The sequence below is a fragment of the Stenotrophomonas nematodicola genome, from assembly GCF_009467805.1.
In the GTDB taxonomy this organism is placed as follows: domain Bacteria; phylum Pseudomonadota; class Gammaproteobacteria; order Xanthomonadales; family Xanthomonadaceae; genus Stenotrophomonas; species Stenotrophomonas nematodicola.
Genome location: NZ_WIAY01000001.1, coordinates 354,810 through 378,898, shown reverse-complemented (window position 1 = coordinate 378,898; position 24,089 = coordinate 354,810). Strand labels below are relative to the sequence as shown.

The 24,089-nt window shown below is 67.6% G+C and carries 21 protein-coding genes; 5 read left to right on the top strand and 16 right to left on the bottom strand.

What is annotated here, in order from left to right; translation table 11 throughout:
• Positions 1-78 precede the first annotated feature (78 nt).
• The 12 genes from flgL to GDJ08_RS01575 all read right to left on the bottom strand — a co-directional run bounded on the left by flgL (position 79) and on the right by GDJ08_RS01575 (position 11,899).
• Positions 79-1,281, bottom strand: a complete 1,203-nt coding sequence (gene flgL / locus GDJ08_RS01630) for a flagellar hook-associated protein FlgL (RefSeq protein ID WP_017354445.1) — start codon at positions 1,279-1,281, stop codon at positions 79-81.
• Positions 1,278-3,158, bottom strand: coding sequence for a flagellar hook-associated protein FlgK (gene flgK, locus GDJ08_RS01625; protein ID WP_017354444.1), 1,881 nt, complete (start codon positions 3,156-3,158; stop codon positions 1,278-1,280). Before flgK ends, flgL begins: the two co-directional genes overlap by 4 nt.
• Positions 3,159-3,166: 8 nt before the next feature.
• Positions 3,167-4,393, bottom strand: coding sequence for a flagellar assembly peptidoglycan hydrolase FlgJ (gene flgJ, locus GDJ08_RS01620; RefSeq protein WP_153164157.1), 1,227 nt, complete (start codon positions 4,391-4,393; stop codon positions 3,167-3,169).
• Between the two features lies 1 nt (position 4,394).
• On the bottom strand, positions 4,395-5,546 hold the full coding sequence (locus GDJ08_RS01615; RefSeq protein WP_136004094.1) for a flagellar basal body P-ring protein FlgI: 1,152 nt from the start codon (positions 5,544-5,546) through the stop codon (positions 4,395-4,397).
• Between the two features lie 7 nt (positions 5,547-5,553).
• The gene (gene flgH / locus GDJ08_RS01610; RefSeq protein WP_153164155.1) at positions 5,554-6,246 is read right to left on the bottom strand and encodes a flagellar basal body L-ring protein FlgH; all 693 of its coding nucleotides are present in this window, start codon (positions 6,244-6,246) and stop codon (positions 5,554-5,556) included.
• Between the two features lie 23 nt (positions 6,247-6,269).
• Positions 6,270-7,055, bottom strand: coding sequence for a flagellar basal-body rod protein FlgG (gene flgG, locus GDJ08_RS01605; RefSeq protein ID WP_017354440.1), 786 nt, complete (start codon positions 7,053-7,055; stop codon positions 6,270-6,272).
• A gap of 128 nt (positions 7,056-7,183) precedes the next feature.
• Entirely contained in the window at positions 7,184-7,936 is a 753-nt protein-coding gene (locus tag GDJ08_RS01600; protein ID WP_153164153.1) for a flagellar basal body rod protein FlgF, read from the bottom strand.
• Positions 7,937-7,968: 32 nt separating this feature from the next.
• Positions 7,969-9,192: a flagellar hook protein FlgE gene (gene flgE, locus GDJ08_RS01595; RefSeq protein ID WP_017354438.1), complete on the bottom strand. Its 1,224-nt coding sequence runs from the start codon at positions 9,190-9,192 to the stop codon at positions 7,969-7,971.
• A gap of 32 nt (positions 9,193-9,224) precedes the next feature.
• Complete coding sequence (locus tag GDJ08_RS01590; RefSeq protein ID WP_017354437.1) at positions 9,225-9,908, bottom strand: flagellar hook capping FlgD N-terminal domain-containing protein; 684 nt, start codon at positions 9,906-9,908, stop codon at positions 9,225-9,227.
• Between the two features lie 26 nt (positions 9,909-9,934).
• Positions 9,935-10,342, bottom strand: a complete 408-nt coding sequence (gene flgC / locus GDJ08_RS01585) for a flagellar basal body rod protein FlgC (RefSeq protein ID WP_017354436.1) — start codon at positions 10,340-10,342, stop codon at positions 9,935-9,937.
• Positions 10,343-10,345: 3 nt separating this feature from the next.
• Positions 10,346-10,741, bottom strand: coding sequence for a flagellar basal body rod protein FlgB (gene flgB / locus GDJ08_RS01580; RefSeq protein ID WP_017354435.1), 396 nt, complete (start codon positions 10,739-10,741; stop codon positions 10,346-10,348).
• Between the two features lie 213 nt (positions 10,742-10,954).
• Positions 10,955-11,899 (bottom strand): chemotaxis protein, encoded by a 945-nt coding sequence (locus GDJ08_RS01575; RefSeq protein ID WP_017354434.1) that lies wholly within the window; start codon positions 11,897-11,899, stop codon positions 10,955-10,957.
• Between the two features lie 116 nt (positions 11,900-12,015).
• Between GDJ08_RS01575 and flgA the strand changes: the two genes are divergently transcribed.
• The 4 genes from flgA (at position 12,016) to GDJ08_RS01555 (ending at position 14,718) form a co-directional block, all read left to right on the top strand.
• Positions 12,016-12,666 carry a flagellar basal body P-ring formation chaperone FlgA gene (gene flgA, locus GDJ08_RS01570; protein WP_017354433.1) on the top strand — a complete coding sequence of 217 codons (651 nt, stop codon included), beginning with the start codon at positions 12,016-12,018 and terminating at the stop codon, positions 12,664-12,666.
• A 110-nt stretch (positions 12,667-12,776) separates the two neighbouring features.
• Positions 12,777-13,079 (top strand): flagellar biosynthesis anti-sigma factor FlgM, encoded by a 303-nt coding sequence (gene flgM, locus GDJ08_RS01565; RefSeq protein WP_017354432.1) that lies wholly within the window; start codon positions 12,777-12,779, stop codon positions 13,077-13,079.
• Positions 13,080-13,081: 2 nt separating this feature from the next.
• A complete protein-coding gene (locus GDJ08_RS01560; RefSeq protein ID WP_484600336.1) occupies positions 13,082-13,414 on the top strand; it encodes a flagellar protein FlgN in 333 nt (110 codons plus the stop codon).
• 80 nt (positions 13,415-13,494) lie between these two features.
• Entirely contained in the window at positions 13,495-14,718 is a 1,224-nt protein-coding gene (locus GDJ08_RS01555; RefSeq protein WP_026070497.1) for an ATP-binding protein, read from the top strand.
• Positions 14,719-14,911: 193 nt separating this feature from the next.
• Here GDJ08_RS01555 and GDJ08_RS01550 read toward each other — a convergent pair whose 3' ends face one another.
• Positions 14,912-16,669, bottom strand: coding sequence for an EAL domain-containing protein (locus tag GDJ08_RS01550; protein ID WP_153164151.1), 1,758 nt, complete (start codon positions 16,667-16,669; stop codon positions 14,912-14,914).
• A gap of 4 nt (positions 16,670-16,673) precedes the next feature.
• On the bottom strand, positions 16,674-18,782 hold the full coding sequence (locus GDJ08_RS01545) for a sensor histidine kinase (RefSeq protein WP_136004102.1): 2,109 nt from the start codon (positions 18,780-18,782) through the stop codon (positions 16,674-16,676).
• A 183-nt stretch (positions 18,783-18,965) separates the two neighbouring features.
• On the opposite strand from GDJ08_RS01545, the gene GDJ08_RS01540 reads away from it, so the two are divergent.
• Positions 18,966-21,758: a bifunctional diguanylate cyclase/phosphodiesterase gene (locus tag GDJ08_RS01540; RefSeq protein WP_136004104.1), complete on the top strand. Its 2,793-nt coding sequence runs from the start codon at positions 18,966-18,968 to the stop codon at positions 21,756-21,758.
• Positions 21,759-22,496: 738 nt separating this feature from the next.
• Here the strand turns inward: GDJ08_RS01540 and GDJ08_RS01535 are convergent.
• Positions 22,497-22,790 carry a hypothetical protein gene (locus GDJ08_RS01535; RefSeq protein WP_017354426.1) on the bottom strand — a complete coding sequence of 98 codons (294 nt, stop codon included), beginning with the start codon at positions 22,788-22,790 and terminating at the stop codon, positions 22,497-22,499.
• Positions 22,791-22,894: 104 nt separating this feature from the next.
• Entirely contained in the window at positions 22,895-24,085 is a 1,191-nt protein-coding gene (locus tag GDJ08_RS01530; protein ID WP_017354425.1) for a methyl-accepting chemotaxis protein, read from the bottom strand.
• Positions 24,086-24,089 lie beyond the last annotated feature (4 nt).

Below are 24,089 nucleotides of genomic sequence, written 5' to 3'. Positions count from 1 at the left end.
GGCGACGCATAACGAAAAAGGCCGCGATGCTGTTCGCATCGCGGCCTTCGAGGCTTTCCGTTACGGGATGACGCGCCGTCAGCGCAGCGTGTTGAACAACGACATCTGCTGCATCTGTGAGAACAGGGTCTGCGCGGCCTGCAGGGCAGTGCTTTCCAGCTGGTACTGGCTGATGGCGTCGGCGTAGTCCAGGTCGCGCATCTGCGACAGCGTGCCCTTGAGGGTGACGGTGTTGGATTCACGCATGTCCGCGGCATTGTCCAGCGCTTTGAGCTGGGCACCGCCAGCGGCGCGCGAGTCGATCATCCGTTCGGAGGCTCGGGCGATGTCGCGCAGTCCGCTCTGCAGCAGGTTCTGCTGGGCGGCGGACTGGCTGGCACTGCCGGTATCCATCTTCAGCGAGCCGATCAGGCTGTCCAGGGTACTGAAGATGTCGCGGCTGGTGGCCGGGGCCACGTTGAAGGTATCACCGGCAGCAGGCTTGCCATCCACGTGCAGGCGCACGCCGTTGAGCACCAGGTCGTCGCCGGCCTTCATGGTGCCGCTGGACACCACCGTACCGGTGTCGTCGACCAGCTCATACTGGTCGGCGGCGGTGAAGCGCACGCTGAAGGCCTTGCCGTCCCAGCTGTTGCTGCCATCGCGGGTGACATTGGTGAGCACGCCGGTACCGGTGTTGCCGCTGGCCGCGGCACCATCCACATGGCCGTCGCCGGTGCCGATGCGCAGGAAAATCTCGCTGCCGGGCAGGGCATCGAGCACGTAGGTGTCCGGGCCCACCTCCACCTGGCGCTGGTTCTGATCGCCGTTGTAGACCACCTTCCCGTCAATCTGGCTGAAGGGAGGGCTGCCGTCGGCCGTGCCACCGAACAGGTAGCGGCCGGTGCCATCGGTGCTGTTGGCAAGCGCGAGCAGGTTGCCCCGGATGGCCTCGATCTCTGTCACCATCGACTGCTTGTCCGACGCCGCCAGCGCCGGGTTGTTGGCGTAGATGGTCAGTTCGGTGATGCGGCCCATCATGTCGCCAACCTGGGCCAGCGCGTTCTCCTGCAGGCCCAGGCGGTTCTGCACATTGCCGGCGTTGAGCTGCATGCGCTCCAGGGAAGCCAGGGTGCGGTCCAGGCCCACGGCGGCGCCGGAGGCGACCGGATCGTCCTTGGCGGTCACCAGGCGGCGGCCGGTGGCGATCTGCTGCTCCAGGTGGCTCATTTTGGCCTGCTTGGCCATCATCAACGAGACCGACTGGTTGAACATCATGCCGGTGGAAATACGGTTGTTCATCGGCCTACGGCTCCGAGGATGGTCTGGAACATGGTGTCGGCAGTGGAGATCAGCTGCGAGGCGGCCTGGTAGGCCTGCTGAAGCCGCAGCATGTCGGCGGCTTCTTCATCCAGGTTCACCCCTGACACTGCATCGCGCGCGGACTGCGCCTGGTCGGTGATCACCTGCTGGGCCTGCAGGGAGTAGTCGGCCGAGCGGGCGGCGGCGCCGACCTGGGTGGTCAGCCCGCCAAGAGCGCCGCTCAGGGTCACGGTGCCATCGTTGAAGGCCTTGGCCTGTTCCACCTTGGCCAGCAGCAATGCGTTGCTGTTGTCCGAGGAGCCGGCCGGCGTCGGACCGATGCTGAAGGTGTCGCCGGTCTTCGGCGCGCCGTCGAGCACGAAGCTCCAGCCATTGGCGCTGATGGTCTGGCCTGCGGTGTAAGTGAACGGGCCGGCGCCATCCAGGGTGTACTGGGTGCCACTGGTGAACACGATCGCCGCCGGGTTGCGCAGCGCGGCGTTGCCGTGGTCGGTCACCTTGACACCGCTGAGCTTGCCGGTGCCACTGTTGGACAGTGCTGCGGTGCCCTTGATCGGAGCGGCGGCGGCAATCCGCGAGGTATCGGTGATCGCTACGGACATCGTGCCGGCCACGCCCGCCGTGGGCTGCAGCAGCATGCGGTCGTTGAGCGCCGGCGTGCCGGTCATCACCAGCTCCACGCCATTGAGCACCAGCGGGTCAGCGGCAGTACCGGTACCGGTCATGGCCACCGCCACGCCGGTATCGGCGCGGCTGGCCTGCCACTGGGTGCCGTCGAACTTCAGCACGACGTTCTGCCCGTCCAGCTTGGACAGGTCGCCGAAGCTGGCGGCCATGCTGGCCGTGCCTGCATTGCCGGCGTGGCCGGTGATGCGCGGCGCGCCGATGTTGAAGAAATCGCCGCCGAGGTTGCCATACAGGTCCGCACCCTGGCGGTGCACGTCATTGAAGCTGCTGGCCATGCCGATCGCCAGCTTGCCCAGTTCGGCCTGGGTGGGGGTGAGCACGGTATCGCGGAACTCGAGCAGGCCGCCGATCTGGCCGCCCAGGGTCTTCGATTCCAGGGTGATCTTCTGCCCGGCGCTTTCCAATGCCAGCTGCAGGCGCTCGGGCATGTACGGGTCGGTCACAGTAGTGACCTTGGACGCGGTGGTGCCCACCACCAGTGCCTGGCCACCGGCCGTGTAGACATTCATGATGCCGCCGTCCTGCATCACCGCGTTGCCGCCGGTGTAGCCGACCAGGTTGGCGATCAGCTGGTCGCGGCGGTCCAGCAGATCCGGCGCGGCATTGGCCGCATTGCCGCCGATGGCGCCGTTGAGCTGGGCAATCTCCTTGGCCAGCCGGTTGATCTCGCTGGCACCGGCGATCAGGCCGTTGTTGACCTCACCGTTGAGCGTGTTGAGCTGACCGTTGAGCTGCTGGAAGCGGTTGGCGAGGGTCTTGCCACCGTCCAGTACGTTCTGCCGGTCGGCGGTGCCCGAGGCATTGGAGGACAGGCCGCTGACCGTATCGAAGAAGCTCGACCACACCCCGGCCACATTGGTGGCCGTGTCGGAGAACATCGCATCGACGCGGTCGGCCATCGTCGACAGCTGCTTCAGGCGCGCCAGTTCGCCGCTGCCGTCGAGCAGCCGCGATATCGCCAGCTGGTCGGCGACGCGCCGGATGTCGGTGATGCGGGTGCCGTTGCCGACATCGCCATAGCCGAAGTTCTGCGGGTTGGCGGTGGCGAAGTCGACCTTCTGCCGGCTATAGCCGGGGGTGTTGATATTGGCGACGTTGTGGCTGGTGGTGGCCAACGCCCGCTGGAACGCGAGCAGGGCACTGGTGCCGGTGGAAAGTACGCTGGACATGGGTTACCTCAACGACGGATGACACCCAGCCCGGTCGGGCTGGCGGTACTGGCAAAGGTCTGGCCCAAGCGCCGGCTGGCGTCGCCCACGGCGGCGATGGCGCGCTCGATGGTGGGGCCGCCGGCAATTGCGGCGATCTTGGCCGCATAGCCGGGATCGGTGGCGTAGCCGGCCTTCTGCAGGCCCTGCGCAAAGCCGCGGACATCGCCGCCGGCCTGCAGCGCGTTCTGGTAACGCGGGCTGTTCTTGAGCAGTTTCACGTAGTCGGCAAAGCTGTCGCCCACCGACGTATACGCGCGGAAGCTGGCGGTTTCGTTGCGGCGAACGCCGTCAACGTATTCGTGGGTACCGCTGCTGGCACGCTCACCGCTCCACCCGGTGGCCTTGATCCCGAACAGGTTGTGCGAGCTGCCGCCGCCATTGCGCTGCACCAGCTTGCGGCCCCAGCCGGTTTCCAGGGCCGCCTGGGCGACGAGGGCCTTGGCATCGACGCCCAGCTCGCGCGCCGCCTGCTGGGCATGGCCCCAGATGCTGGCGACGAAGCCTTCCGGGGTGTGCGGACCCAGCGTGGCGGCCGCCGTACTGGCGGCCAGCGTGTCCACGGCACCGGTGGTACGCGTGGCACCGTCATTGACGCCGCTCCAGCGGTCGTTGGACAACGCGGCCCAGTTTTCCCCGGCGGACCCGCTCACGGCCGGCGGCGTGGCATACGGATCGTTCCGCCCGAGCGCTTCGTGCATCTGGCTGCTTTCGCGCCCGGCGATCAGGTCCAGCGCACGCTCCATAGGCTGCAGTACTGCTGACGGATCAGCGCCACGCAGGTGCTGAAGCACGTCCACCTCGCTGGGCACGGCAGTCGGCGCAGTGCCCGCCGGCAACGCCATCGGCGCGGCCGATGGCGCATTGAGCCGGTACGCGCGCAGGGCGGCGGCCGGGTTCAGCGCGGTATCGACCGGCGCGGCCGCCTCGCCTTCGGCGGCCCCAAGCTGGCGGGCGATCATCGCCGACAGGCCCAGGCCACGTCCCCGCGTCATCGCCTCGGCGATCTTCTGGTCGTACATTTCGCGGAACATCGTGTTCTCGGCAGGGAAGAGCGAATCGCCGAAGCTGGCATCGCGCATGCTCTTGACCAGCATCTGCGCAAACTGGCCTTCCAGCTGGCGTGCCACCTTGTCGACCTTGGCCGGGCTGTTGGCCTGGGCCGGGTTGAGTTCCAGTGCGGGTGTAATGCGCATGTCAGATCACCTCGAGTTCGGCGCTCAGCGCGCCGGCCTGCTTGAGGGCTTCCAGGATGGCGATCAGATCGCCGGGGGCGGCGCCCACCGCGTTCACCGCATGCACGATTTCATCGAGCGTGGTGCCGCCAGTGAACTTGAACATGCGGCTGCCATCGTTGGTGGCGGTAATGGTGGACTGCGGCGTGGCCACCGTCTGGCCGTTGCCGAACGCATTGGGCTGGCTGACGTTGGTGTTCTCGTTGATGGTCACAGTGAGCGAACCATGTGAAATGGCCGCTGCGCCCACCCGAACCTGCGAGCCGATCACCACCGTGCCGGTCCGCGCATTGACCACCACCTTGGCCGGCGCGCTGCCGGGGGTGAGTTCGAGGTTCTCGATGCGGGCGAGCAGGCCGATGCGCGCGCCAGGGTCGCTGGGCGACTGCACGGACACCGTCACCCCGTCAATCGCGCGTGCCGCACCATCGCCGAACGCCTGGTTGAGCGCGGCGACCATGCGCGACACCGTGGTGAAGTCATTCTTGTGCAGATTCAGTGTGATGTCGCCGCCGCCGTTGAACACGTCCGGCAGCGCCCGTTCCACCGTGGCGCCGTTGGGAATGCGGCCCACGCTGGGCACGTTCACGGACACCCGCGAGCCGTCCTTGCCCTGCGCCCCAAAGCCGCCGACCACCAGGTTGCCCTGCGCGATCGCATACACCTGGCCGTCGGCGCCGCGCAGCGGGGCCATCAGCAGCGAGCCGCCGCGCAGCGACACCGCGTTGCCGATCGAAGAGACCGTGATGTCGATCGGCTGACCCGGCTTGGCGAACGGCGGCAGTTCGGCGTGGATGGCCACGGCGGCCACGTTCTTCAGCTGCGGGTTGACGTTGGCAGGCACATTGACGCCCAGCTCGCCAAGCAGGTTTTTCAGGCTCTGCACGGTAAAGGGCGCCTGGCTGGTGCGGTCGCCGCTGCCGTCCAGACCCACGACCAGGCCGTAGCCGACCAGCGCGTTGGTGCGCACGCCGCCCACCTGCGCCAGGTCCTTGATGCGCTCGGCGTAAGCGGGGGCAGCCAGGGCGAACACCGCCAGCAGCGTCGCCGCCGCACGCAGCGCGTAGCGCGACGCGGTGCGTCGCTGCCCAGCAATGAAGAAGGAAAAGGTCATGTCAGGCTCAGAACGGCGTCAACGCCGAGTTGAAGAAGCGGCTCAGCCAGCCCATTGCATTGGACTGGGCGACCGGACCGCGACCGCCGTAGACGATGCGGGCATCGGCGACGCGGCTGGACGGAATGGTGTTGTCGGGGAAAATGTCCGCGGCACGCACGATGCCCTGCACCTGCACCAGTTCGTCGCCCTGGTTCAACCGCAGGTTCTTGGCACCCTGCACCACCAGGTTGCCGTTGGGCAGGCGCTGCACCACGGTGACGGTGACACTGCCGAGCAGGCGATTGCTCTGTGCGCTGGTGCCTTTGCCGGCAAAGTCGCGCGAACCCTTGGCGCTGGCGCTCAGGATGTCCTTGCCGCCCAGCGTGACCGGTGCGCCGAAGACCGTCGGGGTGCCGATACTCAGGTCCGATTCCTTGGCCGTCGTGGTATTGGCGGTGGTCTGCGCGGTGGTGTTTTCGGTCAAGGTGATGGTCAGCAGGTCGCCGACATCACGCGCGCGTCGATCCGAATACAGCTGCAGGCCAGGGCCGGCGGCGTAGATCGCACCGGCGGTGGCCTGAGGGGTAGGCGCTGCGATCGGGACAACCGGCGCCATCGGCGGATAGGGCCGGACATCGCCAGCGATGACGCAGCCGCCGAGCAGGGCAACCAGGGAGCCGGCAAACAGCAGGCGAAGGGTAGGGCGCAGGGGCGACATGGCAGGGCTTCCGGTTCGGCCGATCAGACGTTCTGGTTGAGGTAACCGAGCATCGCGTCGGTCGTGGAGATCGCCTTGGCGTTCATTTCGTAGGCGCGCTGGGTTTCGATCATCGACACCAGCTCTTCGACCACGTTGACGTTGCTGCCTTCCAACGCGCCCTGCACCACGCTGCCCAGGCCGTTGAGACCGGGGTTGCCGTTCTGCGCGGGGCCGGAGGCGGTGGTTTCCAGGAACAGGTTTTCACCCCGTGCCTGCAGACCGGCCGGATTGACGAAGTCGGTCAGGGTCAGTGCGCCGATCTCCACCGAGGCGGCGTCGTCGGCCATCTTCACGCTGATCGTGCCGTCGGTACCGATGGTGAGCGACTGTGCACCTTCGGGAATCTGGATGCCCGGCTGCACCGGATAGCCGCTGTTGGTGACCAGTTCGCCCTGCTGGTTGCGCTGGAACGAGCCGTCGCGGGTATAGGCCGAGGAACCGTCGGGCATCTGCACTTCAAAGAAGCCACGCCCATTGACCATCACATCGAGCGCGCGACCGGTCTGCTGCTGGCTGCCCTGCTCGAAGTTCTTCGAGGTGGCCACCACGCGCACGCCGGTGCCCAGCTGCAGGCCGGTCGGCAGCTGGGTCTGCGCTGAAGACGCACCGCCAGGCTGGCGCACCTGCTGGTACAGCAGGTCTTCAAAGCTGGCGCGGTCCTGCTTGAACCCGGTGGTGTTGGTGTTGGCGAGGTTGTTGGACACCACCGACATGCGCGTCTGCTGCGCATCCAGTCCGGTCTTGGCGATCCACAATGCCTGGTTCATGGCGATGTTCCTTTGTGTTCTGCGGGTGGCCGCAGGGGGGCGGCCGTTACAAGAGGCAATGCATGGCGCGTGCCAGAACCGCGCCGGAATTCCGTCGGGGGTGCGTCACCGCGCCGCCGACAGGGCGATCAACCGCCCAGGCGCAACAGGCTGTTGGCACTGCGGGCGTTGTCGTCGCCGTGCTTGATCACCTTCACCTGCATTTCGTACTGGCGCTGCAGCTGGATCATCTGCACCAGCGCACCGGCGGCATCGACATTGCTGCCCTCCAGTTGGCCGCTTTCCAGCGACTTGCCCTGGGCCTGCACAAACGGCTGCTGCGGATCGATGTTGCGCATCAACCCATCCAGGCCGCGTTCCAGGCGGTCGTCGGCGGCGGCCACCACGCGGATCCGGCCGATATTGGCCATCGTCTGCGGGCCTTCGCCGAGCGGAATGATCGAGATCGTGCCGTCGTTGCCGATGTCCATCGCCTGGTGAGGCGGAATGGCGATCGGCGCACCGTTCTCGTCCAGTACCGGATGGCCGCCGGCAGTCACCAGCTGGCCATTGGGCGTGATCGAGAGTGCCGCACCGCGGGTATAGGCTTCACCGCCACCGGCCGGCGGCTGCACCGCCAGCCAGTTGCCCGACTGCAGCGACAGGTCCAGCGGGTTGCCGGTGATCTGCTGGGCACCCATGCGCCGGTTGAACCCGGCGTCCACGTGCAGGGCGTCCACGCGGGAGGCGTAGCCGGTGCCCTTGACCGGGAACGCCTCGGTGTTGGCGAGCGCTTCCTTGAAGCCAGGGGTATCGGTGTTGGCCAGGTTGTGCGAAAGCGTGCCCTGGGCCTGCAGCGACGCGCGTGCACCGGTCATCGCTACGTAGAGCGCCTTGTCCATCGTTGTCGTCCCGTGATGCGGTCAGTGGCTCATCAACGGATGTTGATGATGGTCTGGGTGATCTGGTCCATGGTCGAGACCATCTGAGAGTTGGCCTGGAAGTTGCGCTGGGCGGTGATCATGTTGACCAGCTGCTCGGTCAGGTCGACCGTGGAGGCTTCCAGTGAACCGGCCTGGACCTTGCCGAGGTTGGAGCTGTCCGGTGCCCCGGTGCGGGGGGTGCCCGAGCCGAAGGTCTCCACCCACAGGTTGTTGCCCTTGGCTTCCAGGCCCTGGGTATTGTTGAAGGTCGTCAGTGCCACCTGGCCCAGCGCCTTGTCATCGCCATTGGAATAGCGCGCGTACACCACGCCTTCTTCAGACACGGTGATCTCGTTGAGCTTGCCGGCCGCGTAACCGTCCTGCTGTGTATTGCGCAGCGCGAACTTCTCGCCGTACTGGGTGGACCCGGAGATGTCCAGGGTCAGCGCTAGCTGGCCGGCGCCGGTGCTGGGGGTGAACGGCGTGAGGGTGATCTGGCCGTTGGCGGGCGAGGTGAGTGCACCGGCATTGTTGAAGGTCAGCGTGGTGGGCGCACCCTGTGCCTGGCCGTCCACATAGTTGTAGACCTGCCACTCGTTGGCGGCGGCACCCTTGACGAAGTACGACGTCTGGGTGTGGCTCACGCCGAGCGAGTCGTACACCGTGATGCCGCCGGTGGACTGGCTGTAGCTGTTGGAGTCGGTCGGGCTGAACGGAGTGACCGTAGGCTCCTTGGCGTCGGCCGGCAGGGTGAAGCTGACGTTGACCTTGCTGGTCTGCTTGGGCGGGCTGTCGGTGGTGAGCAGCTGCAGGTCGACCAGGCGACCGGCGTCGAAGCTGGTGCCGTCCGCGTTCGGGGCGAACACCTGCAGGCGCGCACCCTGCGGGTTGATCACGTAGCCGGCCTGGTCGGTCTGGAAGTTGCCGGCCCGCGAGTACACGCGCGCACCGTTCATGGTCATGGTGAAGAAGCCCTCACCGGAGATGGCCATGTCCAGACTGCGCCCGGTCTGCTCGTTGTTGCCCTGCGAGAACTGCTGGGCCACGTTGGTCAGGCGCACGCCCTGGCCGATGGCGTTCTTGGACAGACCGTAACTGGTGGCCGAGAACAGGTCGGCGAACTCGGCGCGCGACTGCTTGAAGCCGGTGGTGTTCACGTTGGCGATGTTGTTCGCGGTGACGTTCAGATCGGCATTGGCGGCGTTGATGCCGGACAACGAGACATTGAAGCCCATGAGATTGCTCCTGGTATGCGGGGTGGGGCGGCTCAGCTGATGCGGAGCACGTAGTCGATCGGGGCCGTACCCAGGCCCTTGAGGTTGAGGTACAGCCCGTCGGAGCCGACCGTGACGCTTTCCACAGGTGCTTCGACGTAGGTATTGGCCTTGGTCTTGGCGCCGGCGCTGTCGGTGAAGGTGGCGGCGAGGGTGTAGCTGCCGGGCGGCATGCGGTTGCCGTTGGCGTCCTTGCCGTCCCACTCGAACGTGACTTCGCCGCTGGCCTTGGCCTCCACGCTCAGTGTGTTGACCTTGACGCCGTTGGCGTCGGTGATGTCCACATTGACGAAGCCGGCGCCGGGTGCCGCGACCATGCCGCTGGTGCTGCCTTCGCTTTCCAGCGACCACGTGGTCGAAGGAACCAGCACGTCGTGGCCCACCAGTGCAGCCCCGCGCAGGATCTGGTCACCGGACATCTGGTCCTGGAAACCCTTCACCGTGGCGTTGAGGTCGGTGATGCCCTGCACCTGCGACAGCTGCGCCATCTGCGCCACCATCTGAGTGTTGTCCATCGGCTTGAGCGGGTCCTGGTGCTGCAGCTGCTCGGTCATCAGGCGCAGGAAGTCGGCCTGGTCCAGGGTGCTTTTTTTCTTGCTGGTGTCACTGTTGGGTGCGTTGAGGCCGAGCGCGGTATAGATATCGCTGCCCTGGCCGACGCCGCTGGTGCTGCTCATGACGGTATGTCCTGCAAAAGTGGGGGTCAGCGACCCATGCTCAGGGTGGCCAGTGCCAGTTCCTTGGCGGTGGTCAGCATCTCCACGCCGGCCTGGTAATTGCGCGAGGTGGAAATGAGGTTGACCATCTGCGCCACCGGATCGACGTCGGGCTGGTAGATGTAGCCATCGCCATCGGCCAGCGGATGGCCGGGCTCGTAGCGTTTGATGGGTGCCGCGTCGCTCTGGTTGATTTCCTTGACCTGGACGGTGGTGATGTTCGGGTCTGTCCGGCTGGTGACGGACTGGAAGATCGGTTCAAGCGGTTTGTAGACCGCATCGGCCGACCCGGCGACGGTATCGGCATTGGAGAGGTTGGACGCGATGGTGCTCATGCGCACCGACTGGGCCTGCAGGGCCGAGCCGGCGATGTCGAAGATCGGCAGATTGCTCATGGCTTATTGGCCCGTGATGGCGGTGAGCATGGAGCGCACCTTGGATTCGACGAAGCTCAGCGAGGCGCGGTACTCCAGCGCGGCGCGGCCGTAGGCGGCACGCTCGGCGTCCGGGTCGACGGTGTTGCCGTCGATGCTGGGCTGCACCCCGTCCTTGGCAATCTGGAAGGGGTTCAGGCCGCCGCCGATGGCGAAGTGCTGTTCGTTGGTGGTTTTCATGAGTCCGTTGGCGTCCAGGCCCTGGGCGTGGCGCAGGGCGGCGTCGAAGTCGAGGTCCTGGGCCTTGTAGCCGGGGGTGTCGGCATTGCTCAGGTTGCTGGCGATCAGCTTCATCCGCTGCTCGCGCAACGGCATGGCCTGGGCATGGACCCCCAGATAGTCGGAAATCAGATTGGGCATGGCGCGCTCCCACGGGACGATGCGGGGGAGGCTGCAAGGGCTGTGCCAATCGGTATGGCGTCGGGGCATATGGCCCGGGTCGACAGCGCGCGGGCAAGGCGGCCCTGACGCCCACAAAAAAGCCCAGCAGGTGCTGGGCGTGAGGATGAACGATGCCGCTCCGGCCTTCCCGGGGGAGCGTGGACGTCGGCGGTCGCGTGCGACCGCCGTGTCTCAGGCGGCCATTGCCACCTTGCGCAACCGGTCCAGCACGAAATCGGCCAGTTCGTGCGGGGAATACTTGGCCACGAAGGCGTTGGCGCCCACCCGCTCGACCATCGCGTTGTTGAATACGCCCGACAGTGAGGTGTGCAGCAGCACGTACAGGCCGGCCAGACCCGGGTGGCGCCGGATTTCCGTCGTCAGGGTGTAGCCGTCCATCGCCGGCATCTCGATGTCGGAGATCACCATCGCGTAGCGCTCGGCGGGATTCTCCCCGGCCGCATGGATCTGGATCAGATGGTCCAGCGCCTGCTTGCCGTCCGACAGCAGGGTCGCGCTCACGCCCAGCTGGTCCAGCACGCTGCGGATCTGCTGGCGGGCCACGCGCGAGTCGTCCACAACCAGTACCTGCATCGGCGGGGCATCGGCCGGCAGGGCCATCGACGGGTCCAGCACGGCTTCGCCGCGCACCTGGGCGATATCGGCCAGGACGCTTTCCACGTCGATCACCTGGATCAATTCACCCTGGAAACGGGTGACGGCGGTCAGGTAGCTCGATTCGGCACCCAGTTCCGGCGGCGGGTGGATGTCCTCCACCGCGATGTTGACGATCCGTTCCACGCCGCTGACCAGGAAGCCCTGGATCGAGCGGTTGAACTCGGTCACCACCAGATAGCCTGGCGCGGTATCGGCATCCGGTTCGCGTTCGGGGTGGCCGATGGCCAGGCCCAGGTCCAGCACCGGCACCGAGCGGCCGCGCACGTCGGCAACGCCGGCGAACTGGCTGGGCAGGCCGGGGACCTGGAACAGGGACGGGCGCCGAAGCACCTCCTGTACCTTGAACACGTTCACGCCAAAAAGCTGACGTCCGCCAAGCCGGAACAGCAGCAGGGCCAGACGATTGTGGCCGGCCAGTCGCGTACGCTGGTCGATGCGGTTGAGCAGGTCATGGGACATGGGTCTGGTATCGGCGCCACCCGGCGCGACTTGAGCGCGGCGCGCCCGGGAGCGACGGTGGGTTGCGGCATGCACCTTGCATCGCCCTGCGCATGTCCGTTGCCCCTGGAGTCTGCATGCGTTCTGTCCTGGTCGTTCTGTCCCTGCTGCTGGCATTCCCGGCCGGGGCTGCCGCCGGTTGGCAGCCGGTGGAGAGCATCCGCGGTGCGGCGTTGTCGACGCTGCCGGCCGGCACCGAAGGCGACACGTCGCTGGACTCGGCGCTGCGCCTGCCGGCCTGCGGTCAAGCCCTGCGCGCCCAGCCGACCGGTACCAGTACGGTGGAGGTGAGCTGCCCGGATGCCGGCGGCTGGCGGCTGTTCGTGCCGGTCAAGGTCCGCCGCAACCAGCAGGTGCTGGTCCTCAACCGCGGGATCGCCGCTGGAGAAACGTTGACGGCGGCCGATATCACCACTGCCCAGCGTGACGTGGCGCGCATTGCCGGCGCCGCACTGGCCGACCCCCAGGTGGCGGTCGGCCGGGTAGCCCGCCGGACCCTGAGCGCCGGCAGCCTGCTGTCGGCCAACGACCTGGTCGCCCAGCGCCTGGTGCGCCGGGGCGACAGCGTCGCCCTGGTCTCGCGCCGGGGCGGGGTGGAGGTGCGGGTGGCCGGGCGGGCGATGGCCGACGCGGGCGAGCACGAACGGGTGTCGGTGGAGAACCTGTCGTCACGCAAGATCGTTCAAGGTACCGTGGACGCCAGTGGCGACGTTTTAGTGACGCGTTGATCACAATGCTGACCGGCATCCGTTTGTGCTGAAAAACCCTGCCATTTCCCCCTAAAGGTGGCGGCCTCTGTGCCGTTATCCCTTGTGAACCGAACACCCAGGACATCTCCATGAGCCAGAAAATCGACGGCAACCTGCAGGCCACCGCCCATCTGCGCAGTGTCGCCCTCGGCACCAAGCCCAGCGCGGGTACCGATCCCCAGGCGCGCCCGGTGGAAGCCGTGGACAGCCTGCGGCTGACCGGTGAAGCCACCTCGCTGCAGGCCATGCAGCGCGAGCTGAGCACGGCCCCGGCGATCGACGCGGCCCGCGTGCAGGCCGTGCGCGAGTCGCTGCAGAACGGCACTTACACGATCAACCCTGACGCCATTGCCTCGCGGATGCTTGAGCTGGACCAGCAGCTGCAGGGATGACGCTGGCGATGAGCGAGCCGTTGCAGCGCCTCAGCGATGCCTTGGACGTCGAACGCCTGGCCTTGGTCGAGCATGATGTCCACGCGCTGATTCAGGCGACCGGCGCCAAGCTGGAGGCGCTGCGTGCGCTCGAAGCGGCGCTGCCGGTCGGCCAGGGCGAGCGTCTGCAGGAACTGGCCGAGCGCAATCGCGCCAACGGCGTGCTGCTGGCGCGCCGCCGCCGCGAGGTCAACTGGGCATTGCGCCAGCTGGGCCGCAGTGAGGAGGCGTCGGCATATGACGCCAAGGGCCAATCCAGCACGCTTCACACGCGCCGGCCGCTGGCCGTCGCCTGACCGGCCCGGGCAGCACCTGCCGGGCCGGGGTTTCCGGTTCGCGTATATTGGGCGCCTGTTTTCACCTGCCCGATGTGACCGTGACCGCCGATATCTCGTTTGTTACCGCGCCGTTGCCGCCCCAGCCGGTCCTGCTCGCCCTGTTCGAGCACACCCGTGAAGGGGTGCTGTTGTTTCGCGAGGACGGCAGCGTGGCAGTGGCCAACGCGGCCCTGCGCGCCATCGTCGGCCAGGCCGAGCCCGATGCCGGCCTGAGCGCGACCCAGTGGCTGCGGCAACGCCTGCCGCCGGACGCGCTGGAGCATGCACGGCAGCAGGGCCACTGGAATGGCAGCCTGCCGGTCGGCGAGCGCATGGTCATCGCCCACGTCTACCATCATGAGGCGGCAGGTGAGCGCCACTATCTGGCCCTGTTCCACCGCATCGAAGGCCAGGAAGACTATGAGCGTGAGCTGCAGCAGCGTCACGCCGAGCTGCGGCAGGCCTACCTGCGCTTGAACGGCACGCAGGAAAAGCTGCTGCAGTCGGAGAAGATGGCGTCCATCGGCCAGCTGGCGGCCGGCGTGGCGCACGAGATCAACAATCCGATCGGCTACGTGCACTCCAATCTGGGCAGCCTGCAGGAATACCTGCGCAGTCTGTTCACGGTGATCGAAGCCTACGAGCGTGCCTTGCGTGCGCCCGACCCCAAGGCGTTGATCCCGGAAATCGACGACATCCGCAACCGGTTCGACATCGACTTCATCAGCCGCGATCTGCCGCAGCTGATGGCCGAGTCGCGCGAGGGCATCGAGCGGGTGACACGTATCGTGCGCGATCTGAAGGACTTCTCGTACTCCGGCCGCGACGAGTCGTGGAAGCTGGTGGACCTGCACGCGGGCCTGGAATCGACGATCAACATCATCTGGAACGAGCTCAAGTACAAGGTCACGCTGCACCGCGAGTTCGGCCAGCTCCCGCTGGTGGAATGCCTGCCGTCCGAGCTCAATCAGGTCTACATGAATCTGCTGCTCAATGCCGGCCACGCGATCGCCGAACGCGGCACGATCACCGTGCGCACGGGCGTGGACGGCGACACGGTCTGGGTGGAGTTCGAGGACACCGGCGGCGGCATTTCGCCGGAACTGCGCCAGCGCATCTTCGACCCGTTCTTCACCACCAAGCCGGTGGGCAGCGGCACGGGTCTGGGCCTGTCGATCTCCTACAGCATCATCAACAAGCACCACGGCCGCATCGACCTGGACAGCACCCCGGGCGAGGGCGCACGTTTCCGCGTGGTACTGCCGATCAAACAGCCGCGCTGAACCCGGCGCTGGCGAGATCGGGTGATCGGGTGATTGCGTGACGCCCGGCGATGGCCGGGTGGGCGGGGTCTGCGCGAACAGCCTGTGGCCGATGGCCGTGCGGTGCTGACGGGTGCGGGTGTGCCGTAAGCCCGTCCCCGTCGGCCCAGCCAGCGGCAGGCAGATGCCGGGGGCTGTTCGCGCTGGCGTCAGGTCACTCGTCTTCCGGCGTTGCAATCGCTACCGGCGGGGCGGTGTTGGCGCGGCGTTGCTCTTCGTGCGTGCGGAACGCCTGGTGGATGTGCTTGCGCAGCTCATCGTCGTTCCACGGCTTGGTCAGGAAGCGGTAGATCGCGCCGCGGTTGATCGCGTCGGTGACGGTGTTGAGGTCGGTGTAGCCTGACAGCACCAGCCGGATCGTGTCCGGGTAGAGCATCTTCACCCGGCCCAGGAACTCGGTACCGCTCATGTCGCTCATGCGCTGGTCGGACAGGATCACCTGCACGTCGTTGATCGCCAGCAGGTCGAAGGCATCGCGCACGTTGCCGGCCGCCAGAATGCGGTAGCCGTCGCGGCGGAACAGGCGCACCAGCGAGCGCAGCACGTTCTCTTCGTCGTCCAGCAGCAGCAGCGTCCGGTCCGGGCGGGTTTCGGCGAAGGCCTCCGGGCGCAGGTAGCGCCGGCGCAGCGTCATCCCGGCCGCATCGGCCGACATCGGCTCGCCGAACAGATAGCCCTGGAACACATCGCAGTCGTTGCGGCGCAGGAAGCCGAGCTGTGCCTGCGACTCCACGCCATTGGCGATGACGGTCATGCCCAACTGGTGACCCATCGCGATGATCGCGCGGGCGATGGCCGCCTCGCGGTTGCCGGCCGGCGCGCTCTTGATGAAGCTGCGGTCGATCTTGAGCTTGTCGACCGGGTAGCGCACCAGCGCGCTCAGGCTGGAGTCGCCGGTGCCGAAGTTGTCCAGGCTCAGGCTGATGCCTTCATTGCGCAGGTTGACCAGCGTTTCGTGCACGAAATTGACGTTGTTGGTCAGCGCGCTCTCGTTGATCTCCAGCGTCAGCATGTGCGCCGGCACCCCGGCGGTCTGCATCAGCGCCATTACCTCGGCAAAGAAATTCGGGCGCAGCAGCTGCAGGGTGGACACGTTCACCGCGATGGTGAAATCGTCGAAGCCCTGGTCGCGCCACAACCGCGCCTGCTTGAGTGCGCCTTCCAGCACCCACGTGCCGATCTGCACGATGATGCCCAGGCGCTCGGCCGTGCGCATGAAGCGCTCCGGCACCAGCATGCCCAGCGTCGGCGACTGCCAGCGCAGCAGCGCTTCCATGCCCACCACGTGGCCGTCGCGTGCGCTGACCAGCGGCTGGTAGCGCAGCTTCAGTTCACCGTTGGGAATGGCATCGACGATCTGCCGGGCAATGATGCTCTCGCTGTGCGCGCTCGATGGCGTATCCACCGCATGGATGCGCACCGCATTGCCGCCTTCGCGGGCGGCCTGGTAGAGCGCGTCCTCGGCATGGTCGAGCAGCCGCGACGCACCGCTGGCGTGTTCGGGGCACAGGCTCACGCCCAGTTTGCCGGTCATGAACAGCGTATAGGGCAGCACCGACAGCGGCAGCTCCAGCTGCTGGCGGATTTCCTCGGCGAGGTCCTCGGGCAGCGGCACATCGGCGGTGCGCTGCACCGCGATCAGGAACTCATCGCTGCCATGCCGCCACAGCTTGCCGCGGCCACGCAGGTGGTGCTGCAGGCGCTGGGCGACCAGCACCAGGGCCTGGTCGCCCACCTCGGCGCTCATGTTCTCGTTGACCGATGCGAAATGGTCGATGTCCACGTGCATCAGCATCAGCGGGGTGCCGCCGGAGGCGGCCTCGGCCACCATCGCCTGCAGCTCGGGGTTGCCGGCGCCAAGGCGGTCCGGGGCATCCTCGATGCTGACCAGGGGCAGGGAAGGGTTCCACATGGGCTCAGTGTTCCAGGAGTTCAGCGGCCCTCACGCCGGTGGCGCGGTAGGGCAGGTACAGGTCGATCAGGGTGCCGGCGCCGTGCGCCGACTCGATTTTCAGGGTGCCGCCGACGCTCTGCGCACGTTCGCGCATCACAATCAGGCCCAGCCCGCGCGGGCCGTCCGGGTCAAAGCCTTCACCGTCGTCGCGGATCTGCAGGTGCAGGCCGTGATCGTCCACGTCGCGCAGCTGCAGGCTGACCTGGCTGGCGCGCGCGTGGCGCAGCACGTTGGTCAGACTCTCCTGGGCGATGCGGAAGCAGGCCTGTTCGATGTCGCCGGCCGGGCGGCGGGGCAGCGACTGGATGTCCGGCAACAGGTCGATGGCCGCCGATCGGAACAGTACCCCGGCCTGCCAGCGCAGGGCCGCCTCCAACCCGAGCGCGTCCAGTTGCGGTGGGCGCAGCAGGGTGGAGAGGTCGCGCAGCTTTGCCACCGTGGTGTCGGCCAGCTGGATGATCTGCACCAGGTCTTCGTCACGGCGCAGCGGGTCGGCCTCGTCCTGCGCCGCGTAGGCAGACAGTTTCATCGCGGTGATTGCCTGTCCGATGTCATCGTGCAGGTCGCGCGAGATGGCCCGGCGCTCGTCTTCCTGCAGCGAGAACAATCGGCCCGCCATCGCCTGCAGCTCGCGGTTGCTGGTTTCCAGCGCCGCGCGGATGCGTTCGGGTTCGCTCAGGTCGCGCACGATCAGCAGTTTGCAGTTCCGACCGCCATATCGCACATCGCCGACGGCCAGGCCGGCCTGGAAATGCTGGCCATCCAGTCGGCGCATGCCGATCACTTCGCCGGCGCCGGTCGATGGCACCGGGATGGGCGCGAACAGCTGGGCCCGTACCCGCGCCAGATCGGCGCTGGCCACCAGCACCGCCAGCGGTTCGCCGAGCAGGGTGTGGTTGGCATAGCCGAACTGCGCTGCGGCACACGCGTTGGCGTAGAGCACGTGTTCGTCGGAGAGGATCACCACGCCGTCCGGCAGCACCCGCACCAGCTCACGGAACTGTTCCTCGCGTTCGCGCAGCAGGCGACGCGACTGCTCGCGCTCGGTCACATCCTGCAGAGTGCCCAGTACCCGTGGCCGGCCGGCGTCGTCCAGGCCGCTCTGCGCGCGCAGATGCACCATCAGGGCGCGGCCATCCATCGCCAGCAGGGGCAGCAGCACGTCGATCTGCACCGGCTCGCCGGAGGTCATGTCGACCAGCAGCTGCTCGCTCAGCGCCGCAGTGGCCGGATCGGCAGGAACCAGCAGTTCCTCGAAGCGGTGCCAGCGCCGTGCCTCCGGCGGGCGGCGGCCCAGCAGCCGATAGACCTGGTTGGAGTAGCGGCCCTGGCCACTGGCCGGGTCCAGCTCCCACGCGCCGATGCGGGCCATCTCGTGCGCCTCTTCGACGCGGGCGAGGGCCTGGTCGCGGCGTTGCAGCGCCTGGTCCTCGCGGGTGCGGTCGATGGCGATCAGCAGCCGGGCCTGGTGGCCGTCGTAGTCAATCGCACTGCTGCGCATCTCCATGCGCCGGTGGCTGCCATCCTTCAGCCGCAGGTCGGCGGTGATCACGCACAACTGCTCGGGCTGGTCGCGGATCTGGGCCAGTTTGTCCGTCAGTGCGGCATCCTGGCCGGGCGGCCACAACGCATCCACCGGCAGCGCCATGAACTCGTCACGCGACCAGCCGAACAGACTGCACGCGGCCGGGTTTACATCCAGGATCGCCAGTGTGGCCAGGTCGTACACCAGGATCGGCCCCGGGTTGCCCTCGAACATCTGGCGATGGCGGGCTTCCGAGCCTTCCAGCAGCGCGTGGGTATGCAGCACGTGCTGGGCAAGCGGGCGCAGCAGCAGGTAGATCAGCGCGGCGCTGGCGATCACGAAGAAGGCACCCTTGAAGGTCTGCCAGCGGGCGGCGGTATGCATGTCCCCGGCGAGCACCTGTACTGCCGCGTCGCTGCACAGGATCCACACCAGCGCCAGCACCAGATACAGCCCCACCACCCGCCAGCGGTCGCGGCGCAGATCGCGCGCAAGCGGGCGTTCGGGCGGGGGCGACGGTGAGTGGCCGGAGGCGTCGACAGGCATGGGCACGGCGGGAGACGGTGGCGAGGGCGGCAACCATCTTAGAGGGTGCGGAGGGCTTTGAGGTGAGGGGGTGAGGACGCCTTGGGCGGGTCCCTATGCGGGGGGGGGCACTCAATAATCGGCCAAACCCGCCGCTAACGATTGCGTTCCCGGTTGTCGGGTGCGTTTTCGGAGTCATACCGCGTGGACCAAGGGATCATCGCCAGTCTGCTGCAGCACCCGTTGGCCTCGGCACTGGTCATCCTCGACCGTGCCGGTCGCCCACTGGCGGCCAATCCGGCCGCGCGCGAGCACGGCCTGCCGGCAACCCTGGCCGCGTACGGCGAGGTACTGGAAGACCTGCGGCTGCTCGCTGCCGACGGTGGCCTGGTGCCGTGCCAGCTTCCCGGCGGGCCACGCGGCCGGTTCGACGGCTGGATGCGCGCGGTCCACGATGCCGACGGGCAGCTGCTGGCCTTCACCCTGAGCGTGCCCGAGCCGGTGGCCGCCTATGCGGGCAGTCGCTGGGAGCTGGCCCTGGAGCATGCCGGACATGGGCTGTGGGACTGGGACCTGCCCAGCGACACGGTGACCCGCTCGCGGCGGTGGGACGGCGGGCCGATGGATGACGAGCAGGGCCGCGGCGACGCCGCCGGCGCGCTGCTCGACCACGTGCACCCGGATGACCAGGCGCATGTCCGCACCGCGCTGGACGCGCATCTGCGTGGCGAGGGCGCCGTCTACAGCGCGCAGTTCCGCGTCCGCCACCCGGATGGCGACTGGCGCTGGATGCTCGACCGTGGCCGTGTGGTCAGCCGTACGGCCGACGGCCAGCCGCTGCGGATGGTGGGCACCCACACCGACATCCAGGCCCAGAAGCAGATGGAAACCCAGCTGCGCGAACAGCAGGTGCACCTGCGCGAAGCGCAGCGCATCGCCAGCATGGGCAGCTGGTCCTGGGACCCCGAGGCGCGCCAGTTCTGGTGGTCGCCGGAGTTCCGCGCGCTGGTGGGCGAGGGCGACGATCCCATGCCGGTTGGCCGCCACTGGCTGCGCCGGCTCGAGCCACGCTCGCGCGGCCAGTTGCGCAGCGCCTGGCGGCGCATGTGGCGTGATGGACGTGCCACCACGCTGGAACTGGAACTGCCCCGGCCGCGGGAGGGCGCGCTGCACCTGCGGGTCTGGATGCAGCCCCTGGTCGGGCCGGACGGGCGCATGCAGCGCCTGCTGGGCCAGGTCCAGAACATCACCGAGCAGCATCAGACCGACGCGCTGATCCGCTGGCGCACCGAACTGCTCAACCGCGTCTCGGCCCTGGGACGCATCGGTGGCTGCGAGATCGAGGTGGCCACGCGCAGCATGCAGTGGACCGAGGAGTGCTATCGCATCCACGGCCTGCGCAAGGAGCCGATCAGCCTCGACCAGGCCCTGGCGCTGTACACCCAGGATTCGCGCGACGCCTTCGAGGCGGCGCTGGAGCGCATCGCCGGTGGCGGCCTGCCCGAGCAGCTGGACCTGTGTTTCTACCGCCAGTCCGGACTGCGCATCTGGGTACAGGTGCTGATCGAGCTTGACCACCGCGACGGCCTGCCGACGCGCTTTGTCGTGTTGTTCCGTGACATCACCCGCGAGCGCGAGGCCAACGAGCGCATCGAGCTGCTGGCCCACTACGACCTGCTGACCGGCCTGCCCAACCGCATGCTGCTGCGCGAGCAGACGGCCGATGCGATCGAAGAGGCCCGCGATCGCGACGCGCCGCTGGCGATGCTGTTCATTGACCTGGACGGTTTCAAGACCATCAACGACACCTTCGGCCATGCCACCGGGGATGCGCTGCTCAAGGCGGCCGCCGCGCGCCTGCACCAGAACCTGCGCAACAGCGATCTGTTCGGGCGCTTCAGTGGCGACGAGTTCATCGTGGTGCTGCGCGACCTTGCCGACCCGGAAGATGCCGGCCATGTCGCACGCAAGCTGATCGCTTCGCTGGCCGAACCGCTGCACCGCGGCGAGACCACGTTGAAGGTGGGCGCCAGCGTGGGCATCGCGATGCTCGACGACGGACGCTGCGATTTCGATTCGCTGCTGCGCGCAGCCGACGCGGCGATGTATGCGGCCAAGGAGGCGGGGCGCAATACGTATCAGTACTACAGCCAGGACGCGCTGCTGCGGATCCAGCGCAAGCTGGAGATCGAACATGCCCTGCTGGGGGCGATCGAGCGGGAGGAGTTCAGCCTGGCCTATCAGCCGCTGCTGCACGCCGACCACGGCGCACCGCCGGCGATCGAAGCGCTGCTGCGCTGGCATCGGCCCGGTATTGGTTACTGCAGTCCGGCCGAGTTCATCCCCATCGCCGAGAAGTGCGGGGAAATCGTACGGATCGGCGATTGGGTCCTTGCCGAAGCCTGTCGTCAGGCAGCGGCGTGGGACCAGGCCGGGCTGCAATTTGATCGCGTGGCGGTGAACGTTTCGGCGGTGCAGCTGCGTGATCGCGGGTTTGCCGAGCGCGTGATCGACATCTGCCATGCCCACGGCTGGCCACCGCAGCGGCTGGAGCTGGAACTGACCGAATCGGCGCTGATCCGTGACACCGACCTGCTGCGCCATTGCTTCGACGTGCTGGAGCGCCACGGCGTACCGTTGGCCGTGGATGACTTCGGTACCGGCTTCTCCAACCTGCACTACCTCAACCGGTTCCCGGTCGGCCGCCTGAAGATCGACCGCAGCTTTGTGCAGGGCATGCTGCACGACGCCGGCACCGCCGAGGTCACCCAGGCCATCGTGCACCTGGGCCACGCGCTGGGCATGAAGGTCGTGGCCGAAGGCGTGGAAACCGAGCAGGAAGAAGCCATGCTGCGCCGCCAAGGGTGCGACGAAATCCAGGGGTACCTGTATTCCCGTCCGCTCACACCGCGCGACCTGGCCCAATGGCTCAAGCAGGGCGGAGCGCAGATCGCCCCGCGCGAGCGCCTGCAGCCAGCGGCGCACGCAGTAACCTGATCGCCGGCAACACGGCGCGCCGCAGGCGTCTGCCGTCCGTTTCGACGCCGCAGGCGCTGCGCTCTTCGCGGCGTTGCGCGTTGCAGTCGATGCGCGCCACCCGACCCTCGCCATACAGAACCGGCAGGCAGAAGCAGCCCAACCTGCGTCTGTTCGCCGGGGTATGCGCTCGATCCGGTAGTCGAAGCCGAACAGCGCGCTCAGACGTTCGCGATGGATGATCCGGTTGTCCAACCGCGGGAGGATCGTGACGCGCCCGGGGAGGGCCGGCGTGCGCTTTGCGGCAGCCGTCCACGTGGACGTCCAGATCGCCGGTCCCCTGCAGCCGCTGGACGATGCAGGCGTCCAGCCACTCACGGACAACATCGCGCAGGGCCGGCCGTGGCAGCGCGCAACGGTCGTCGCGCATGGGCGCAGCGTGGAACCGTACTCGACGATCATCCTGTCGCCGACCAGGCGGCTCGGACCGGACGGATCGTCCTCGGGCACCCGGTTCCTCAGCACGTGGGGGTGTGCCCGCTGGACCACGGACAGCGTGTCGATCTGGACCTGGCCGAGATGCGCAATGGCCTGGTGGGTGCCGTCGACACCGGTGCCGAACCCCGCCTCCGCGCCCAGTCCCCGATATGCAGCGCCCGCCGCTTCAGGCGGGTAGTTGATGGCGTGAGCGGTCCTGGTACGGCACCAGGAGCATCCGCGCATCGTGCACGAAAACAGCCCCGCGCCCGGCGGTACGGTTCAGCGGGTGGCGTCGAGTGCGTCGCCGGTCAGGCCGAGGTCCCAGGCCAGGCTGGCATGTGCCGGGTCGAGGGCATGTGGCAGTGCGGCCGGTCCGGGCATGGAGCGGGTGGCCAGTTGGGCCAGCTCCCGCTGCGCCAGCTGTTCCAGACAGGCGATCAGGGCGCGGCCCTGCGGCGGCGAGGGCGCTGCCGGGGCAGGGCGCGGGTCGCCGCCCATGAGGGGCTGCGCCACCGGGCCGGGATCGGTGGTGGGGAGGGACGCGACGGCAGCTACGGAGGCGTTCAACAGCATCGGACGATCATCTGCAACGTGGGCGGGTGATGCAAGCGCAACGGCCCCGGGGATGCCGGGGCCGTTGCAGGTGCCGGTATGGGGGCCGGCACGCGACATGTCGATCAGAACAGTTCGACCGCGCCGGCGGCCATGCTCTGCTGGGCCACCGCCTTGTGCGGCGGGCGCTCCCACTCGCTGCGCATTTCGCGCAGGCGGCTGCCGGTGCGCTGCAGGGCAGTGACGACTTCCTCGTCGAACACGCCGCCGTTACGGTGCAGCAGTTCCTGCAGGGCCACCGCCTCCCGGTTGATCGCGGTCAGGCGGTCCAGGTGGGTGTGCACGCCGCCCAGCGCCTGGGTCGCGATGTCCTCGAACTGCAGGGCGCGGACGGCCTCGGCCACGCTGCTGTCGATGGCACGGCCGCACTCGGAGATCTCGCGCATGCCGTCGCCGAGCGAGGCATTGATCTGGGCCACGTTGTCCAGCATCTGCGCCGCTTCATGGCGGGCTTCGCGGGACCGGTCCATGTCGCGCGAGGCCATGTGCGAGACCGTCTCGCGCACCTTGGCGATGGCGTCCTTGGAGCTGTGCGCCAGCTTGCGGATCTGCTCGTTGAAGGTGGTGGACCGTTCGGAGAGGTTGCGCACCTCGTCGGCGACCACCGCGAAGCCGCGACCGGCTTCACCGGCACGGGCGGCTTCGATGGCGGCATTGAGTGCCAGCAGATTGGTCTGGTCGGCAATCGACTTGACGTCTTCCAGCAGGGCAAAGATGCCGTCCAGGTGCTGCGCCATCTGGTCGATGTGCTGCACGGTGTTGCTGCTCTGGCCGCTGACCTGCTCCAGCGCTTCCACCAGTTGTTCCATGCGGTGGCTGGCGTGCTGGGCGAAACGGGCCACGTCGACGCCGGCGCCACCGTCTTCACCGGCGCGGTCGACGATGCGGGCCAGTGCCTGGCTCTGCTGGCGGGACTTGCGGTTCATCGCATCGAAGCTGCCACCCAGGCCGCTGACCGCGTGGCGGATCAGATCGCGGGCGCGCTCGACTTCGCCGCGCGAGCCTTCGACCTCGTTGGCCACGAACGAGCGCAGCTCGGTCAGCAGTTGATCCTGCTCGCGCAGGATGCGGGCGTGTTCCGGCGACCGTTGGGTCTGCGCCCGCGTGGTCCACCAGGCAAAGCCAAGCCAGCTGAGCGTCATCGTGGTCAGGATCGCCCAACGCAGGGCGGCCGGCCACTCGAAGCCGATGGCGAAAGGAAGCAGAAGGGTCAGGACCAGGGGGGCGGCCAGACGAATGAAGATGCGTGAGTACATGGAC

Excerpts from the sequence above, each read along its gene's own strand:
- flgL (WP_017354445.1), bottom strand. The coding sequence starts at position 1,281 with ATGAACAACCGTATTTCCACCGGCATGATGTTCAACCAGTCGGTCTCG.
- flgK (WP_017354444.1), bottom strand. The coding sequence starts at position 3,158 with ATGTCCAGCGTACTTTCCACCGGCACCAGTGCCCTGCTCGCGTTCCAG.
- flgJ (WP_153164157.1), bottom strand. The coding sequence starts at position 4,393 with ATGCGCATTACACCCGCACTGGAACTCAACCCGGCCCAGGCCAACAGC.
- GDJ08_RS01615 (WP_136004094.1), bottom strand. The coding sequence starts at position 5,546 with ATGACCTTTTCCTTCTTCATTGCTGGGCAGCGACGCACCGCGTCGCGC.
- flgH (WP_153164155.1), bottom strand. The coding sequence starts at position 6,246 with ATGTCGCCCCTGCGCCCTACCCTTCGCCTGCTGTTTGCCGGCTCCCTG.
- flgG (WP_017354440.1), bottom strand. The coding sequence starts at position 7,055 with ATGAACCAGGCATTGTGGATCGCCAAGACCGGACTGGATGCGCAGCAG.
- GDJ08_RS01600 (WP_153164153.1), bottom strand. The coding sequence starts at position 7,936 with ATGGACAAGGCGCTCTACGTAGCGATGACCGGTGCACGCGCGTCGCTG.
- flgE (WP_017354438.1), bottom strand. The coding sequence starts at position 9,192 with ATGGGCTTCAATGTCTCGTTGTCCGGCATCAACGCCGCCAATGCCGAT.
- GDJ08_RS01590 (WP_017354437.1), bottom strand. The coding sequence starts at position 9,908 with ATGAGCAGCACCAGCGGCGTCGGCCAGGGCAGCGATATCTATACCGCG.
- flgC (WP_017354436.1), bottom strand. The coding sequence starts at position 10,342 with ATGAGCAATCTGCCGATCTTCGACATCGCCGGCTCGGCCCTGCAGGCC.
- flgB (WP_017354435.1), bottom strand. The coding sequence starts at position 10,741 with ATGCCCAATCTGATTTCCGACTATCTGGGGGTCCATGCCCAGGCCATG.
- GDJ08_RS01575 (WP_017354434.1), bottom strand. The coding sequence starts at position 11,899 with ATGTCCCATGACCTGCTCAACCGCATCGACCAGCGTACGCGACTGGCC.
- flgA (WP_017354433.1), top strand. The coding sequence starts at position 12,016 with ATGCGTTCTGTCCTGGTCGTTCTGTCCCTGCTGCTGGCATTCCCGGCC.
- flgM (WP_017354432.1), top strand. The coding sequence starts at position 12,777 with ATGAGCCAGAAAATCGACGGCAACCTGCAGGCCACCGCCCATCTGCGC.
- GDJ08_RS01550 (WP_153164151.1), bottom strand. The coding sequence starts at position 16,669 with ATGTGGAACCCTTCCCTGCCCCTGGTCAGCATCGAGGATGCCCCGGAC.
- GDJ08_RS01545 (WP_136004102.1), bottom strand. The coding sequence starts at position 18,782 with ATGCCTGTCGACGCCTCCGGCCACTCACCGTCGCCCCCGCCCGAACGC.
- GDJ08_RS01535 (WP_017354426.1), bottom strand. The coding sequence starts at position 22,790 with ATGCTGTTGAACGCCTCCGTAGCTGCCGTCGCGTCCCTCCCCACCACC.
- GDJ08_RS01530 (WP_017354425.1), bottom strand. The coding sequence starts at position 24,085 with ATGTACTCACGCATCTTCATTCGTCTGGCCGCCCCCCTGGTCCTGACC.